1 protein-coding gene (only partly in view) is annotated in these 20007 nt (G+C 54.7%); it reads right to left on the bottom strand.

The window, feature by feature from the left end:
* Positions 1–20007 carry the 3' portion of a GLEYA domain-containing protein gene (locus A4Z71_RS06275; RefSeq protein WP_070955045.1) on the bottom strand. The gene runs 12834 nt beyond the window's last position, so 20007 of the gene's 32841 nt are visible here — the last part of the coding sequence; the start codon falls outside the window, past its right edge — the gene reads right to left on this strand; the stop codon is at positions 1–3.

A 20007-nucleotide genomic window follows, 5' to 3' on the forward strand; every position in this document is an offset into this window, starting at 1 on the left:
CTAAATAATTCCGGCAAGGCGCAACGTAATGATTAGCATCACAACTCCACCAATTCGGTAAAGCCACTTGTATGCCTTGACCGGGCGGTCTTCATCCTCGGTGGCACCCTCGCGACCAAACATGCCCAAAACACTCAGCGCTAATAGCGGCAGCGGCAACAGCACAAAAGTGAACTGAGCGAAAGCCGGCTCGCGCCCGAACCACTCGGTGATAAGCAGGCTCGAAGCTGAGGCAATAAATAGGTTGAAGGCCAGGCCTGGCAAACCGGTTGGCAAAATGCGCCAGATAAGCGGCGAGTTAGGCAAACGGTCGGCAAACCAACCACCAATTGCAGGCAGCAAGAACAAAGCTGAACCCACCCAAACCTGCCATCCTGGGCCAACTAGGGCACCACCGATGAATACCCAAATCAAATACTTGATGCCCAACACAATCGCCCGTTGAATCAGTGATGGATCAGGAATCTCATCTGGGTTGATTTCATTTAGTCGATATGGGAAAGCTCGCGCCACGAACTCTTCAAGCACAACACGAATCGCAATAGCAATCGCAATCGCCCAGGCAAAGTCGCTTACGTGGTTGGCCACATCCAAGGTCAAACCGGCAAGCGCAGGCATCGCGCTAACCATGGCAATCGTCGACCAACCGGCAATGAATGGAGCAATTGCAAAGTCGACAATACGTTCCCAAATCATGTTTCCGTCGGTTGCTGGGAACTTGCGCAACACGCGGAAACCGGTGGTCAAAATGGCTGGACCCATCGCCAAAACCATAATGCCCATCATGGTTTGAACCTCACTGGTTGAAGGCAGGTGGCCGGCGGTTAGCAGGCTGCCGAGAATGTAGGTTGCAGCGCCAACAAAACCGGCAGAAGCATCAAACGCACCAAGCACCGCGATGCCCAGCAAAATCAACCAAGGCGGTGTGATGATGGCATCGAATTCACCGGCTGCCATTGCGGCATTGTTGTCGATGACACCGGCTATACCAAGAATTGCCGCAGCGATTGGGCCAACCAAGCTGATTGAACCGAGCATCGCGCGAAGGTAAGCGGCATCGTTGATGAGTTTGGCAATCAGCGGCGAAATATTGCCGATTCGCTCGGCAGCATTGTGGCTGCGTTTGTCTAAGAATGTGATCAACGGGATGGTGAACATCGCCAGCTTGTCACCCCAGGCCTTCTTGACCAAAGTTAGGTGATCCTGCGAAACCTCAAGCTCTGAAACTTCGCCCTCTTCACCTTCTTCTTCAGGGCGGCGACCAGCTTCAGATGAGTTTGATCCGGTGTTGCTTGACCCAGTACCTGAACCCATCGAACCCATCGAACCGGCAGCACCGGCTGCGGCCGCGGCTGCAGCAGCAATACCGGCAACCAAAACCAAAGCGTCTGAGACAATTTCGGCCATCGCCGCAACACCCTCTTCTGAGGCAAGCGGGTCGAACGGTGCTGGTGGAGCATCATCATCACCGGTTGCACCAATTCCTGGGTTCGCTACTGGGCCACCGAACTCGATACCAAAAAGATTTTCAAGCAGGTCGGCAACAGCCGCACCCGGGTCGCTGAAGAAGTCATCCAAGCCAGCAAATGGGCCTTCGTTCTCTTCTTCAGGTGCAGCGATCGGCTCGTTTGGCTCTTCACTTGGTTCAACACTTGGTGAGGCGCTTGGTGTTGGCGTCGGCGCAACAGTCGAACCACCATTGTTGGCGCCAGGGCTTGGCTTAACGGTTGGCTTAGGTGTTGGCTTCACCGTGGGCTGTGGCGAAGGCACTACCGGTGGCGCCGGCGGAGTCGGGTTAGCCATCGTGGTCACCGAAACGGTTGCAGCCTGCGAAACACCCACGGCGTTACGGGCAGTAACAGTTACCGCGTAGGTGGTCGAGTAGCGAAGCGAAGGCATCACATAAGTGTTGGCACGTCTGAACGTGCGCAGTTCGACACCATCGACCGACAACTTGTATTCAAGAATTTGCGAACCACCGTCGAAGGTTGAAGCACCCCAGGTAATGTTCAGAGCCGCAATTCCCTCGGCCTCGGCGACCAACTTGCTTGGTGCACCAGGTGCAGTCTTCGGAGTCTGCACCGCGTTTGCGGTGTTAACTTCAGACTCAGCCGAAGCCTCATCGGTGATGGTCACAATCTTGAATTCGTAAGATGCGGCGTCGGTGCTAGTTGGCGTGGTGTTGTTAGTCGTCGCAGTCGTATTGTTGACACGAACTACGTTGGCAGCCGGCGCCGCAACCGCAGGCGACGAGAACGGATAACCGGTCATCGACGCCATTCTGAAGCTGCCAACCGAGTATCCACCGAAACTTGCGCTCGAGAAAGTTGCCGGTGCAACGTTGCCACCAGAGCCATTATCAACCGGTGTGGTGTTTGGATCGGTTGGTGGAACCTCGGGTTCAGGCGCCACGTAACCTGGCAACTGCTCAACCGGCACGGTAAAGGTGATTTCACCGGTCTGCGCATCCTTGTAGCTAATTACCTCGCCGGCAGCTACGGCATCAAGCGAATCTTCTTCATAGTCGCCCCCGCGCAACTTGGCATAAATGTCGTAAGACTGAAGCTCACCAAGGATGGCGTCTGGTTCGCGCCAGACAAGATCAATGTCGCCATCTGGGGTGGCGATCGCAATCAGGCTAGTTACCGCCATCAAACTTGGAGCCGGAGTGAACTCTGGTGATACCGGCGACTCTTCACCGTAGCCAACAAAAGTGATTGCCTGAACAGTGAGGGTGTAAACCACGCGGTTAGTGAGGCCATACAAGGTACAGGTGTTCAAACCTGATTGGCTGACCGCACAGTCTGAGGTCTCGATCGGATCGCCCTCAACCGGGGTTGCCACCATTCGGTATGCGGTAATTTCAGCACCACCGTTGAACGACGGCGTAGTGAACGATGCGGTCACGGTGCGGTTCGAAGGTGAAATCGAGGTAATAAACGGTGCGCCAGCCTTGGCGGCGAAAATCTTGAAACTGCGCGCAACAGTTGATGCCGCGGTGTAGTTGGTGCCGGCGGCAGCGTTGGCGTAAACGGTGCAGATACCCGCCATGTTTATCGCCAAAGTGTCGTCACTTGGGTCGTTGGCGGTGTCGTTGTTGTCAATCGAACAGATGCTGCTGTTGGCAGTTGTGAAACCGACTGCGGCACCCGAGTTTGAAGTGGCTTTCAAAACTATGTTGGCGTCGCCGACAAATGCGTCTGCGATAGCAGCCATGGTGATGGTCTGGTTTAGCGAACCAACCACAATAGTCTGCGAAATTCTAGGCGCGGCCAGGTGCGACTCGGTAGCACCAGAGTCGGCGTAAACCACACAATCGCCGGCCGCGATAAACGTTACCGTGTTACCGGTAATCGAACAGTTGTCGATTGAATCGGCGGCAAGGGTGTAAATAACCTCGGCCTCAGCGTTGCTGACCGCACTTACCTGGTAGCTGTAAACATTGTTGTTTGCTGGGGCAGCAGGAGCGGCAGGGTCAACTACCGGGGCGTCACTTTGCGCAACCGGATACATTGGCACAACCGAAGCGAAGGTCAAGAATTGCTCTTGCTTGTTGACCGTGAACGAGGCGCTAGTTAGGTCACCCGCGATGTAGTTGGTCGAGTCAGCCTTTTGGGCATCGACGCTACAGGCGATAGCGATGTTGCCGTTAACGGTCTTGGCGGCGAGCGCCTTCAACCACCAAACACCTTCTTCTTCATAAACTTCACAGAACTCTTCACCGCTAGCAAGTTGGTAGCTCACCGCGCCTTCGCCGGCCCCACCGTAGGTGTGCAATTCAACAACCTGATCGATTTGCAAGGTGCGAGCGGTCGAGATTTCAAGTGCAGGCTGTTCAGCTTTGGTCACGGTAACTGATTGGGTTGCCGAGACCGGGTTGAAGTTACTGTTTCCGGCTCGGGTGGCGGTCACGGTGCAGGCGGTGCCAGCATCACCTAAGAACAACTTGCCACCAAGCTCTTCACAGGTGCCGGTGGTGGTGTAAACCAGCGGGGTGGTTGGCAAATCGGTGATGTTACCGGCAGCCTGAGTAATTTCAAGCTTCAAGCTGTTTCCAAACTGGATGCTGCTTGCGTTCGTGAAAACTAGTGCCGGCTGATCGGCTTTGGCCACGGTGAAGCTGGTGGTCACGCTGTTGGCTAACCAGTAGTCGCGAGTTGGCACCGAAAGAGTTATTTCACACTCACCGGCACCGGTAACGGTGACGTCACCGGCATTGCTGACGCTACACACAGCCGCCGAATCTGCAGCGACCGTATAGGTTGGCACACCGTTAGGGTCTTCGATGCTGTTGGTGTCCGGTTCAACCAACAGGTTGCGAACATAGGTGACATCGGCGTAAGCCAACTCGAGCTCGGTGACCTTCTTCACAATCTTGTTGGTGTCTTCGGCCGCAACAATCGAAGTACCAGCTTCATAGTCGATTGTGTAGACAGTGCCCGGATAACCGACCATAGCCAAACCTTCGAAGCTGGCAACACCGTCGACAGCTCGAGCAGTTACGTTTCCGGTCATCGCGCCGATTTGATCATCGGTGCTAATCGAGGCGGAAACCACGGTTGAGTCGTTGTCGGTAGTTAGGTTGTTAAATCGGTCAAGTACCTCAATAACCGGCTGAACGGTCAGCACTTCACCGGTAAGCGAGGTAACCGCCGAGGTGCGCACCACAAGCTTTGCCGGCACACCAGGCAAAACCGAATAGGCGTTTGACTGAACCTGAGCCCAGGTAACGTTCGGGTTTAACTCGTTGAAGAACAGGGTGTATTCAACACCGGGTCTTGCCACAACTGAAAGGTCGTTGAAGCGAACCAAACCGCCGGTTGCAGTCACCGTGGTGGTGCCCGAAAGCACGGCATCGGCTGGGTTACTCGAGGTGACCTCGATCTCGGTGCTGTTGTCGTTCTTTACCAGGTAGCCGTATTGGTCAACAATCTTCAGAGTCGGCATGGTGCTGAACTCATCGCCGGTGCGCAATGCAACCGGCTGGTTCACAATCGCAAAGCCAACCGCATCGTCGTTGACCAAGTTGAACTCAGCCGAGGTGGTAACCAAGCTGTAGCTTTGGCGAACTGAGGTCTGTGGAACCTCAGCGGTGAAGTTGAATTTGTGCGCGGCATCAGGTGAGCCACCGGCAATAAGATCGGTGAACTCGATGGTGCCGTCGGTGGCGCAAACCATTAGCGGGTTGAGGCGCACCGGAGAATTCACAGCCGAAATCGAAGTGATGGCCGAGTTGTTTGGTGAGGCGGTGACACAGATAGATCCGGCGTTATCGACAACGTTATTGAAGGCGTCGTAAACCGTGATGATTGGCTGCTGCGCCAAAACCTCACCGGTCACACCACCGATAATCGGCGTTGTTATGGCAATTCGGGCCGGAGCACCAGCAGAAACCTGAATTGCGGTGCTTGAAACCGAACGAACCGATGTGCCCGCGCCTGACTGGAAGGTAAAGGCATAAGCCTGGCCTGGCAAACCGGTAAGAATGGCATCGGTAAATTCAAGTTCACCGTTAACCATGGTGCGGGTTGCCCGATCGACAACCGGAGCATTTGGATCGGCCGGGTTGTTGGCATCGGGCAGCGGCTGCACGAAACTTAGCGCACCGTTGTTCGGTGCCACAGTCATAGTCACATCAAATGGGGTGTGGCTGGTGATTCGGTTGTTCCATTTATCGACCAAACCAAGCTTCGGCATGGTGGTTAGTGGAACACCAGTTTCGCTTGACACCGGTTGAGTTAGCATCACCAAGGCAAAAGGTGCGCCAGGGTTTAGGTTCAAGTCAGTGGTGCTGGTTACCTCAAACGAAGAACCCTCGAGAGCAAACTTTAGGCGGTAGTCCATTGGGTTGATGGTGCCGGTCTCGTAAACCAGACCGCCCAAGGTTAGGTCGCTGAAGATCGCCACACCATTAGCCACTTGGATGCGAGCCGCATCATTCAATTCACCATCCGTGCCGGCAGCAATCGAAGCAACCACGAAGTCGCTGTTGGCGCTGGTGACGGTGTTGCCGAAGGCATCCTTGATTGTGATAATCGGCGCGGTAGTAAAGGTTTCGCCAGCCTTCTTAGCGCCGATAACCGGCTCTTGGCTAATCACAATCGAAGCCGGGGCGGCGTGCGTGACGGTGAAGCTGTTCGAGAATGCGGTTGGCAAGGTTTGCGCACCGTTGTTCAAAGTGAACTTGAGCTTGTAGGCCTTAGCTGGCAAACCAACCACCTTGATGTTGCCGAAATCGGCGACACCGGATGCGGTGGTGACTGTTTGAGTGCCGTCAACAACATAACCTTCGGTACCGGCGATTGGAGCCAAAGTGCTGGCATCAACCAAGGTTGCGGTCATGCTAGTTGCGGCATATCCGGTAACCGTGTTCAGGCTGACATCTTGCAACTTAACCACTGGGCCAGTGAGCAGGGTTTCACCGGTTGCGGTTCCTGAGTTTGGCTGAGTGGTTACTGCAATGCGGTTCAAATCACCGTGCGCCAGGCTGATGCTGTGGCTGGTATTGAGCACTAGGTCGGCGTCGCCGGCGCGGGCAATAGTGACCTTGTAGCTCAGGGTGTAGTCGCCAATCAGACCAGTCATTCCCGCAGCGCTTAGCTGAGCATAACCGTTAGGTACCGTGAATGGGCCGCCGATAATGGCACCGTTGGCGCCATCAGTTCGAACCGCGGTGAACTCGACCGTGCCTGAGGTGTCGACAAAGTTGCCCTTGAAGTCGGTGATCTTGATGACCGGCGCCTGAGTAAAAGGTTGGTCAACGCGTGCACCATCGGCAAAGGTGACAACCTCAATGTTTGAAGCCTTAGCCGGAGTTAGGTTGATGCTTTCGGTTGCTGCCGTCGAGGTGACCGTCGAACCAATCTTGAACTTCAACTTGTAGTTCATGCGGTTGGTGGTGTTGCCCTCATAAACCAAACCAGAAAGTCTCAAGCCATTGAAGTTGGCAATACCTTGGCTGACCTGCACGGTGACATCGCCGCCCAGCTCACCCGAGGTTCCCGAGTCAATCACCGCGGTGACATAGGTGGTTGAGTCGTTGGTCAAAACATAACCGAAGCGGTCAACGATTCGAACGATAGGACCGGTTGGCAAGACGGCACCATTGACGCCACCAACCGGTTGCTGGGTAATTTCGATGTTGTGCGGGTCGTTGGCGGTGAAGACCAAACCGGCCGAAACGGTTGCAGTCAGCGAACCAGAGGTAAAACGAATTGCATAGGTTTTACCCGGCTCACCCTTAACTCGCAAACCATCGAAACGTGCCACACCGTTGCTGGCAACCTGGGTTGGTGCCGCGAGCAAAGTAGCAAAACTTGAATCGATAAAGCGACCATCGGTTGGGGTAACGCCATTTACCTCAACACCGATAACTTCGGCACTAACCACGGTGCTGCTATCAGACTGAACCGGGTTGTTGTCGGCGTCACGCAACTGCACAGCAGGCTGAGTGATCAGCACATTACCGGTCTTCGCGGCAACCGGCTCGGTGGCCATCAAAATCTTGGTGGCTTCACCGGCAGCCAAAGTAACAGTCTGGCTTATCGATGTGGCCGAGTAGTTGTCGCCAGCAGCGATGCTGTAAACCAACTTGTAATCGCCGGCCACACCCTGAATCTTGAGGGCCTCGACACCAACCGAAGTAAGAGTGTCACTCAAACCGAAGTTGGCAACACCGTTGGTGGTCACGCGAGTGACATCGCCCTGAAGGGTTGCAACGTTCGAAGAAACTGGGTTACCGGCCATGTCGGTGAGGCTTACGGTAACAACCGGTTCGGCAACAACCAGGTTGTTTGCACTGTCAACAACATGGATGATCGGTGCGGTGGCAACCGCCATGCGCGAGCGAGCGCCGGCGGCATCCTGGTTGATAACGAGTCGATGCGGTGCACCGGCAGTGAGGGTGAACTGCATTGCGTTTGGCGCGGTCAGCGTCACACCGTTTGACACGGCGCTGAACGAAAGCTCATAGCTGCCCGGAGTTGATGAAAGCACTAGCGCATCGAAGCTGGCCACACCGTTGGCGGCAGTTTCGATGGTGCCGGTTAGTGTGCCTGAGCCGGTGCTCAAACGCGCGGTAATCACGGTTGAGTTATCGGTCGGCACCTTGTAGCCGAAGCGATCGCGAATCTCGAAAGTTGGGTTCGGAGCAATCGCCACGCCGGTTGGCACCGAACCTAGCGCGTTGCTGATTAGCACAAACTGAGCAGGTGCTGCCGGAGTGATAGTAAAGGTGTTCGAAATAACGGTGCTGAGCTCAGCGTTATCGGTGGCAAGCAACGAAATGCGCAACTTGTAGTCGCCCGGCTGATCTTCAAACTTTAGACCGGAGAGCGCAACTTCACCCGACACCGCCTGGAAGTTTTGACCGAATGTTGAGACCACGGTTTCGTCGCTGGCCTTGATTAGCTGAACTTTGACGCGGCTAGTCGAGTTGGTGTCAACCGCATTGCCGAAGGCATCGAACAGGGCAAGTTCTGGCACCGGCGCAAAAACATCACCGGCGGCGATGCTGGTCTGCGGCTGCTTGCCCGACTTGATTGTCACACTGGCAGCGGCACCGTGGTTTAGTCGAATCGACTGGCTGGCGGTCATCGATTCGCTGGCGCTGTTGGTGGCAGCAAAGTTGATCTGATAGGTGCCAACTTTTCCGTTTAGACCAAAGCCGGTAGCCAGGTAGGCAAAGTCGGCAACACCGTTAACCGCGTCAATTGTCACAGTGCGGTTGCTGGTGGCAACCGTGCGGCCCAACCAGTTGATGTCGGTGCTGGTGACACTGGCCGAAACAGTTAGACGCGAGTCGGCGCGAGCAGTGCCACCGGCGAGATAGAAATCATCGGTGACTAAGTTGTTTTGAGCATCGAGGATGCGCACCTCGGCCGCACTGCTCATCGCGGTTCCGGCGTAGGCGCCACTGGCTGAGGTAAGGCTTAGCTTGCTGGCAACACCGTGCATTAGCTGAACCGAGGCGGTCAGTGAAAGACCGTTCACGGCCGTGCCCGGGTTATTAGCGGTGAATCGAACGGTGTAGCTGGCAGCCTCACCGGTTAGCTTCAAGTCACTGAAGGTTGCTCGGCCCGTTGTTGCCGAAGAAGCTACCGAAGAGGCCGAAACTTGCAAACCGGCTGGGGCACTATCCACAGTTGCCACAATCGAGGTGTTGGCATCCTTGACCGGGTTATCAAATTCATCAAGCACCTGAATAACCGGCTGCTGAGTTAGGTTGATGTCGCTGCGAGCGCCCGAGGGCTGGGTAACCCAAGCGAGCTTGGCTGGTGCCGCCGGCAATAATTCGAATGAGCTCGAATCAGCGGTGGTGACACCGTTGACCAAGGTGTAGCGCAAGACATAGCCCTCGCCTGGCTTATCGGTGTACTTCAAACCATTGAAGGTGATAACACCGTTGACCGCGGCAACCGCAGCCGACGCAGTCTTGACCTGAACTTCACTTTGAGCCAGCAACGAGTTTGGCTTGACCAAACTTACGGTCGCGGTGGCCGAGTTCTCGGTGGTGATGTGGTTGTTCCACTGGTCAAGAACCTTAACCGCAGGCGCGGTAGCAAAGTTGGCACCGGTGACATTGGTGCTGTTTGGCGCAACCGACTCGGCCAACTTGTATGCAGCACCCGGAGTTAGCGTGATGCTCTGACTTACGGTCTTAGTAAATTCGTCGGCGGTACCGGCCAAGAAGGTTGCCGAATAGCTGAGCGTGTAAGCACCCTCGGTACCTTCAAGACCAAGTTTTTTGGCATCGTCACCAAACTGCGACAGTCCGGCGCTTGTAGTTACCGAGTTGCGGTTTAGGTAGAAGGTGGCCGGAATTGCCCGGCTGCCGGTGTAACTGGTTGCCACAGTCAGGGCTGTTGCTGCCTGCGCACCGGTGTCAACGCGGTTGCCTTGGTCATCGACAATTTCAATCACTGGCTGGGTGCCAAAAACAGCGCCGGCCTTAGCGGTTGCTGCCGCAGTAACCAAACGGATGTCGGCCGCAGCACCGTGAGTAAGAGCAAAGGTCGCCGAAGTTAGTATCTTCTGATCAACCGGACGCTTGGTGGCGGCAGCATCGGTCGCGGTAAAGCGCAACTGATAGTTGCCCTTCTTGGCAGCAATTCGAACATCGGTGAAAGTGGCCAAACCGGTTAATGCATCTACATTCACATCGCTGGCGGTAAAGACATCGGTGCTGGCTTTGTTAACCAGTTCAGCCTTAACCGAAACATCGCTAACCCCATAAACCGTGTAACCGAATCGGTCGACCAAACGAAGTACCGGCTGGGTAGTCAGGTCGAATCCGCTGGCAGCTCTGGAAGGTGCCTGCGCAATTTCGAAATGGTCGGCAACGGCGTGACCGATTTCGAATACGGCCGATTCGCTGAATACACCAGTGGCTGCACCGGTTCTGGTGAAACGCAACTTGTAGTCGGCGCCCGGGGTTGATGCGTAGTTGAGGTTGTTGAAGGTAATCACACCGTTCACCGCCGCAATTGCCGCAGAAGTTGTGACGACCTCGTTCTCGCCGTTGGCCAAAAGTGCGGCCGGCTTAATCAAGCTGACTCGGGCAGTGGTGGTGTTGTCATCGGTGATGTGGTTACCCATGGCATCACGCACATATAGTTGTGGCGCTGTGGCCAAGGTGTCGCCGGCATTTAGCTTGGACTGCATCGAAGTTTCGATAGTGATCGCCGAGGCAGCACCAGGGGTCACCAAGATAATTTGGCTTGGCACCTGGGCCAGGGTTAGTCCGGTCGCCCCGAAGGTGATTCGGTAGTTGCCGACCAGTGCATTTAGGCCGAGGTTATTTGCTGCGATGCCGCCAAAGTTTGCAACACCCGATGCTGCATTCATTTTTGAAACACCGGTGAAAGTTGGGTCGGTTGCCACGGTGCGTGCTGTTCCATCAGCATTGACTGGGGTCACGGTCGCGGTGATTTCAACTGTGCTGTTTGCACCTGCAGTAATGGTGTTGCCGTCAATGTCTTGCAAGGCAACTTCAGGCTGGGTGGTAAACGCCGCGCCGCTCTTGGCGCCAGCCGCCTGGCGAGTAAGGGCTAGTTGGTGAGCCGAGCCAGCGGTAAGAGTAATTGAATCGCTGTCTACCGACTTGCCATCAACAGCATTGTCAGCGTTGGCCGCGGTGAAGCTGAGCACATAGTTTGCAGCCTTGGCTCGCAAAGTGAGCTCATCGAAAACCACCACGCCATCGACAGCTGTCTCGGTGAAGTTGGTTAGCGAAGTAACGGTGCCGCCAGCGGTTTTAACTTTGGCGGTAACAACAGTGCTGTCATCGGCGGTAACAATGTTGCCGAAGGCATCCTTGATAACCAATCGAATTTCTGCGTCAACTGCAGACTTCAAAACAACGTTGTTGACCGCAGTTGTCTTTGGCTTGGTGTCGGCAGTAACAAACGAAATGCTGTGTGGCTTGCCTGGGATGATCTCAAAGTCGTTTGAAACTACGCTGCCGGCCGGCGCGGTTAGGTCGTTGAACTGGAATGAAAGGTTGTAGTTGTTAGCTAGCGCGTTGCCAAATTTGAGACCGGAGAAGGTTGCAACACCGTTGATCATGGTTACGGTGCTGCTGGTATTGGCAATAGCTGAGCTGTAGGTTGCCGGAGTTTGGCCGTCGTTAGTGACCAGTGAGACAGTCACGGTCGAAGTGTTGTTGTCGGTGATGTTGTTGCCATCGGCATCTTGCAACTGCACCTTCGGTGCGTTGCTGAAGACCACTCCGGCGCCAATGGTGACCGAAGGCTGCTGGGTGATGGCAAGTTTTGCCGCAGCACCGGCAGCCAAAGTAATGGTTTGGAAAGTGCTGCTGGTACCGGAAACTTGGTTGCCAGCGGTATCAACAATGCTGTAGACCAAACGGTAGTTTCCCGCCGATCCTTTTAGCGCGATGTCGCTGAAGTTGACCACACCATTAGCGGTATCGGCAATTACTTCGGTGCTGGTTGCCTGGGTTGAAGTGTTGAAGAAGTTGACGGCGTTGGTGGCCTGGCCGTTTGAATCTGCCAAGGTTACGCGAACTCGCGAGTTGCTCGAAGTGATGGTGTTACCAGCAGAGTCTTGCACGGTAATAACCGGCTGAGTGCCAAGTGCCAAGCGAGATTTAGCACTTGCAGCCGGGGTAGAAATAGCGAGTTTGTTAGCCAAACCGTGCGACAGCGAGAACAACTGGCTGTCGACCGAAGTGTTATGAATTGGCAGCGCAGTGTTGGTTGCGGTAGCGGTGAAGCGCAACCTGTATTGACCAACCGGTGCTTCCAGCTTCATGCCATCGAATTGGATGTTGTTAAGCGAATTGTCGGTTGAATCTGCCGAGCTTGCCGCGTTGCCGGCATCGAATACGCTGCCGGCAGGGGCAGCCACAACACTTGCGGTAACGGTAATTCCAAGTGAATCTAGGCGGTTGCCCTTGGCGTCATAAATCACGATTCGAGGCTGAGTGCCAAAGACAACACCACTTTGGATGCTGTTCGCAGCGGGTGCAAATTCAATTTCGAAGTGGTGAGCGTTGCCCTTAACAATGCTGAAACTGTCGGAATATTCAGTGTCGCCGTTCATCACAAACTTGAGCTTGTAATAGCCTGGGGCGGCAGTGAAGTTTAGGCCGGCAAACTCGACAAAGCCGCTTACGGCTGAGCGAGTAACACTTGGCACATCGGCAACTGCACTTAGATCATCGCTCTTAACCAGGGTCAAAGTGGTCGCTGAGAGTGCATCTTCCTGAGTGACGCGGTTGCCGCTGGCATCAGTGATTTCAACCTTGACTGCGCCGGTCATGGCTTCACCGGTAACCACCGATGCCTGTGGCTGGTTTACAACATTGATTGCAGCAGGGGTGCCCGGTAGCAAAGTAACCTGCTGGGTGACCGAACCCACTCCGCTATATGAGTAGGTGAGGGTGTAGTCACCGGCAGTTCCAACTAAGCCCAACTTGGTTCCGGAAATCAGACCGAAGTCAGCAATACCATCGGCCGCGTTCATCTGGCTTGCCGACTTGAATGCGATTGATCCGCCGTTTGGTGCAGCTGAAACCGCAACTGAAACAGCGCCGGTGGCATTAGAGATTACGTTGTTGTCGATGTCGAGCACACGCACAATCGGCTGGGTGGTGAACATCAGGTCATTTCGGGTTCCTGAAGCGGCAGTTGCCAATTCAATGTGGTCAAGTGCACCAAAGGTGAGAGTCACGCGCTTGGTTGCACCAGCATTGAAGACCAGGTCGGTGATGGTGTTGCCGGCCGCATCCTTGGCACTGAAGGTTAGATCGTAATCGCCAACCTTGCCACGAAGTTTGAGCGCGTCGAAGGTGATCAAACCGTTGACCGAACTTGCAGTTGCACCAGAAATTGAGGTGAGTTCCGCTGATCCTTGAGCGGCTGCACTGACAGTAAAGGTCACGTCATTGCTGGTAGCGGTGTTGTTGCCGAAGGCATCCTTGACCTGAATTACTGGGCTGGCAGCACCGCTTTCACCAGTCAAAATCGTGTTGTTGGCCATGGTCGATGCAGGCTCGGCGACCCACTCAAACTTGGCTGCGGAACCTGGGGTAATTTCAAATGCGCTCGATGCAGCGGTGGTTGCACCAGACACATCGGTGCCGGCAACCTCGGTGATTTGGTACTCGAGGGTGTAGCCGGTAGCGGCAAGCGTGTCGAAGTGCAAGCCACTGAAGGTGGCAACACCGTTGACCGCCTGCTGCTCAATCGCGCTGAAGTTGCTGTCTGCGGTGCCGTTTGACTTCTTTAGCTTGACGGTAACTTTGGTGGTCGAGTCGTCGCTAATCCAGTTGTCATTCACATCGAGGATGCGCACCGTTGGTGCAGTTGTTAGGTTGACACCCGCGGCAACTTTGGCAGGCTGCTCGACCGCGACAACCTTGGCTGGCGCACCTGCAGTTACTGAAATATCAGCGGTGATTGGGCTGGCATCACCGGTTGAGCCATCGATTGCAGTGGCCGAATCGACGCTGATTGTGTAGTCGCCAATTGCCGCATTCAGTTTCACTCCGGTAAAGGTGGCCACACCGTTGGTAACCGCTGCGGTTGCCGAGTTGCCAGCGCCATTCACGGCAGCACCGGTTGATCCGCTAAGCACGAGATTGAGGCTGTCGCCAGTCACCCCGTCAGCGTTGAAGTCGTTATCGGTGATGATGTTGCCTTCAGCATCAAGCACATTGACGCTGAAATTGGCAAGGGTAACCCCCGATTGAACACTGGTTGCCGGTGCGCTGGCGAAAGCCAACTTGGTGGCCTTACCGTGCTTGACTTGCAGGTTAGTTGCCTTGGCAATCTTGTCGCTTGCGGTAATTGTGGCAGTCGAGAACTCAAGGGTGTAGTTGGTGTTCTCTAGACCGGCAAGCTTTAGGTCATCGAAAGTGACGTAACCGTTCTTTGCAGTTCTAGTTACGGTTCCTAGCAACTTGCCACCAGTGCCGACAACGCGCGCAGTGACTCGGGTACTGCTGTCACTGGTTGCAATGTTGTCAGCAGCATCCTTGATCACAATGCGAGGTTGCTTCGCAAATAAAGCACCTGAGTTGGTGTAGACGCCGGCACTCACAGTGGTTGACGGGGTGCCCTCGGCAATACCTGTGGCCGACTGGTTTGGCAGCACACAGTAGACGTCGGGTTGACAGTTATTGAAGAAATGCTGGCTCAAGTCGGTGCTCTCAGAGCCGCCATTGAAACTCCACCAGAACGATATGTAACCTGGGCCATCGCCATTACCCTGCTGAATACGAATAGGAACAATGTCACCCGCAGTTAGGTAAATGTCAGAGGTCGTAACACCGTTGTCGCCATCCGGATCCCATGTTGGGTTATCGGCATCGGCGTTGCTGACGCCGCCAAATTGAGAACTCGAAGCAGCATTACCCATGACCGAATAACCGGTGTAAGGCGATGGGTTACCAAGGGCCTCTGAGCCAACCCAGAGGTAGTTTCCATCGTCTCCGCGAATTCTGAACTTGTAGTTGCCGGTGCTGGGCGCCTTGAAATAACCGCGGAACTGATAGGCAATCGAAGTGACATTAGCGTCGAAAGTTCTATTCAGTGTTGAGTCATAGCCGCCGCCGGCATAGTTCAAAATTGAGGTCAAGTTTTTAGTTGCTCTAGTCGGCAAGTTTTTGTCGAAGTAGTTCGGGTCATTGCCCCAGTAAGAATCAGAATCAATCACGGTTTCACGCAATCCCGCATAAGTCGAAACCGCCGGAGCAAATTCGAGTTTTGCAGGTGCACCATGGGCCAAGAAGAATGGTTCTGATGTGATGCTCTTGCTGAAGGCCCCCGTGGTAGCAAAAGTTAGGGTATGTGGAATCGTGACCGTACCCGTGAAGCCAATTGTTCCGGCGCTAACCGACAGCTGACCCGCAGGAATCTGCAGGCTAGTTGTTCCACTGGTGATTGAACCGGTGCCCGAAGAAATTGTGATGTTTACTGCAGAACCAAGAGTCGAAGTTGCGGTGTTTCCTTCTGCATCAGACAGCGCAATGATCGGCGACTGAGTCAAGGTTGAGGCACTCTTGCCACCCAGCGGCTGCTGGGTCAACTTGATCGTAGTCGGGGCGCCAGCCTGCAGATTCCAAGTTTGGGTAACCGAGTAAGTTGAAGCGAATGGCGATCCGATTTCATATGTAACTACTGCTGCTACGTTAACCAAGCCGCGAAGGCCTAAGCCCGAAGCCGTTGTCTTTCCCGATAAAAGAGCCGACCAAGTGTGAGTCAGTGTTTGGGTATCTGCTGGTGCCACCGTCGTGATAGCCGAGTTCATCGAGAGACCATTTGATGACGAACCATAAGTTGCTGTGCTAGCACCGTCGTAACGGAATGAGTATGCATTTCCGAACGCGTCTTGCAGAATAATTGCCGGCTGGGTAGCAAATGCCGAACCCGAACTTGCATTTGCACCCGCAGCTTCAACAACCGCCTTCGACAACAAACCATTGCGCACGGTGAAGTCGGCGGTAGCTGAAGTTGGTACCGCTACCCCACCGACGGTTGCCGAAACACGCAACTTATATGTGTTTGCCAGCGCACGAGCAGTGAGCGAGTTGAATGTCGCATATCCGTTGATGGTGGTAATCGACTTGCCACTGAGCAGGTTGGTTGCGGTAACGCCAGCCGGCATCGCGGTAACCTCGGCACCGGCAGAGGTTAGCAAGGTTGCGGTAACCACCGGCTGAGTTGCATCGGTAATGCGGTTTCCAGCTGCGTCAACAACTTCAACACTTGGCACGACATCGCTTGCCGAAGTGTTTGCTACATAAGTGTTAAACGCAATGCCGGCACCAATCGCAATCGGGTTATCGACAAAACGAACCTCGGCTGCGACACCGCTCTTGATTTCAAACTGGTTTGAGGTGGCGCTGGTCAGGTTGGTGGCCTGGTAGACCAACGTGTAGTCGCTGCCAATCAAAGCGGCAAAGCTGGCCCCAGTAAATGTTGCCAAACCGTTGACCGCAGTTGCGGTGGCGGTTAGCCCGGTTGCTCCGGCTAGACCCTTTGTAAGCACGGCGGTCACCGATGCGTTTGATGAAGTAACTCGGTTGCCCTGGGCATCCTGAATTTCAACACTCGGAGCGGAAGCAAAAGCTTGGCCCGAACGAACTGTACCGGGCTGAACAGTACCGCCAGTCGCACTTCGGAAGCCCAACTTGGTTGCCGTACCTGCGACCAAATCGATAGTTTGCGAAGTCGTGAAGGTTGTCACATTACCCGCTGCACCAAAGGTTGCCGAATAGGTGATGGTCTTGCTGCCAACCAAACCGGTGAGGGCAAGTTTCGGTGCACTTACCCCCTGATAAGAGGCAACACCAGCGACAGCGCTCAGGGTGGTGCTAACCGGAGTGAGATCTGCGCCGGTGGCAGCAACAGTGATAGTTGCAGTTGCGGCATCGCCGGCAGTCACCCGGTTGCCATCCTCGTCTTGGATTTCAAGAACCGGCTGGGTAACAAACTCGGCACCAGACTTAGCGGTGGCAGCAGGGGTAACCAAAGTTAGCTTTGCGGCAACACCCGAGGTGATTCTAAATTCATCAGATTCAGCGGCACTGCTGTTTAGCGTCACAGCCGAAGAATCAGAGTTTCTGGTGACCGCAACTGAAGCGATGTTGAAGCGGTAGTTGCCAACCGATGCACCCACGGCAAGGTTGGTGAAAGTAGCCTTGCCCGCAATTGCCGCACGGGTTGCGTTTGTGATCGACTTGACCGCGTTACCCGAACCGTTGGTGCCCAAAGTTACCGTTGCGCTGTAGCCGGTCGAAACTAGGTTTTCATACTGGTCGCGAAGTTCGACTACAGGTGCGGTTGTCATAGTGACACGGCTGACAGCCTCGGGCTGTGGTTGGGTGCTGAAAGTTAGGTGATGCGGCACATTCGCCGAAATCACAAACGCATCAGAATAGGCAACCAGTGAACCGGTAACAAATTTGATTCTTGCGTTTGTCGCCTTGGTAAACGTGAGGCTGCCAAATTCAGCAATACCGGTTACCGCGTCGGCGGTTGCGATCGCTCCGGTGATGCCCGATGAAGCAATGTCGCCACGCGAAATCGCATCAACCAAAGATGCTGTCAAAGTATTGGCGCTAGTGACCGGGTTGTTCCACTCATCGGTTACCTTCACCTTTACGGTGGTACCAAACTGCTCACCGGCCAAAATATCTGCCGGCTGTGAGGTCACGGTTAGCTTGCTGGCATCACCGGCAGTAAGTGACAAGGCAGTCTGCTCAACATAAATTGTCTTGTCGCTCACCAAGCTGTAACGCAACGTCTTAGCTCCGGCTGAACCCTTCAAACCAACTTTGTTGGTAGCGGTTGCAAAATCAGCAATACCGTTTGCGGTGGTAATCGTTGCGGTGTTGAAGACTTCGGCATCGGCGCTGGTTAGTTCAACCTGCAACGCGTCAGAAATTACGGTGTTGCCATCAAGGTCTTGAACGGTAACCTTTGGCGAAGTAGTAAATGGCTTGCCAGCTGCGGCACCGGCGGCTGAGGTGGTCAGCTCAAGTTTTGCCGGCGAACCGTAAGTTATGGCAAAAGCGCTTGACAGTGCGCTGGCATCAATGTTGCTGCCCTGAGATTGGGTAACCGAAGCGATCTTCAACCTATAACCGCTTGCTGTAGCAGCACCTAGCTTGAGGTTACTGAACCTAAACTCACCGCCGATAGCTGTTGCGGTATTGCCGCTAATAAAGTTGCCGGCAGCATTTCCGTCAACCAAAGTGCTGCCATCGGCGGCCACACCAACAATGGTCAGCCCGGTCACGGTGTTGTCGTCGCGAACTAGATTGCCAAACTCATCCTGAATTTGAACTACCGGCGCGGTGGCAAAATTGGTGCGAGCGGCAACCGAGGCAGCAAGATTCTTGAACACCAACTTGTTTGCAGCGGCGGGCGAAATCTCAAAGATGTCTGACTCAACCGCGGTCAGGTTAGCGGCCGAACCGCCAGCCGTTGGGGTGGCTGTACCCACAAAGCGGATGCGATAAGTGCCGGCCTGGTCAGTGCCGGCGTTCGACCAGCTGTGTGAGCCGGTGGTGTTGTTAACTGCCGCCTGCGACGCATCTTCGGTACCGGCAACAGTGTCAACAATTACGCGCTTAACTGAAGTGGTGTAGACGCCAGAAGTAACCAGGTTGCCGAAGGCATCCTGCACCTGGGTAGTAGCTGCGGTGGCGAAGTTAGTGCCGGCCACGATGTTAGTTGGCTGGTCGATGATGGCGATCTTGGTCGGCGCGCCTGCAGCCAGTGTGATGTTCTGGGTTGCGGCAGTGATAGCCGAATTACCAACCACCCGGTAGTTCAAAGTTACGGTGCCAGCCTTGCCGGCCAAAGCCATGTTTGCCGCGTAGCTTGCGGCACAGTCGGCTTCGTCAAAGTCGGCGATGCCAAAGTCATCTGACTTAATCTCACAGATTGTGTTACCAGTCAGCGTCGCACCGACTGCTGAAACCTGAATTGATCCGGTAAAACTCTGCACCACGTTATCGGCCGCATCGCGAACAGTGGCGATTGGCATGGAGGTGAAAGGTTGGCCCGCAGCGGCTCCAGCTGCCAAACCGCCATCGATGCTAACGTGGTCGGCCGCTCCATAGGTGAACACAAACGGTGAAGACGGGTCTGAGTTTGCCGTGACATCTGGTGTTGAGCTGAAGGTTGTGATTCTAAACAGCGAGCGAGCAAGGGTCACTTTGGTAAAGCCCGACACCTTGAGTCGGTAGGTTCCTGCTGGGGCTTCAAAAACCAGATTGCTAAAGGTGACAACACCCGCGGTGCTACGCTCTGTGCCACCTACGGCAGCCGAAATTGTGGTGCTGGTTGGGTCGCCGTTTGCATCAGTCAACACTGCCTGCAAGGTCACATCGTATTGATCGGCGGTGACACGGTTGCCATAAACATCAAGCATCTCAAGCACCGGATCAACCGAAATCTCCGCGCCAGACCTTAATTCGGTGTTGACTAGCGCGGCACCTGGGTCAACGATCCAACCCAGCTGGTAAACCGCTGCTGGGTTGATGGTAAACACGTTTGTGGTTGCTGAAGTTAGGCCAGTACCGGTGAACAAAATCTTGACCGAGCCTGACTTTGTGAAAGCCAGCTCACTGAAAGTTGCGACGCCTGCAACTGCCGAAACGGCATTACCACCAGACTGCAAAATGGCCCCGGTAGACGAGTCAACCAACGTTGCAGTGATGCCGTTGGTAGCCTCGGTCGCGGTATTACCCCAAGCGTCTTGAAGGGTTACCCGTACCGAGCTCATGGTTGCACCAGCTGTAACCGTTGCCTGCGGCTGAGTTGTCACAGCTAACTTGGTGGCCGATCCACCCTGCAAATCAAGTGCAGTTTGAGTTGCGGTAATCGCATTGTTGCCAACCAGAGTAAAGGTTAGGTCATAGCTACCCGATACTCCCGATGCGCGAAGACCGGCAAAATTGACCACACCGGCAGTGGCCGCAACTGTAGTCGACTGCAATTGAGAGGCAACCGTCAGCGAAGCAGGAGACGA

Source organism: Candidatus Rhodoluna planktonica, from assembly GCF_001854225.1.
Lineage (GTDB): Bacteria > Actinomycetota > Actinomycetes > Actinomycetales > Microbacteriaceae > Rhodoluna > Rhodoluna planktonica.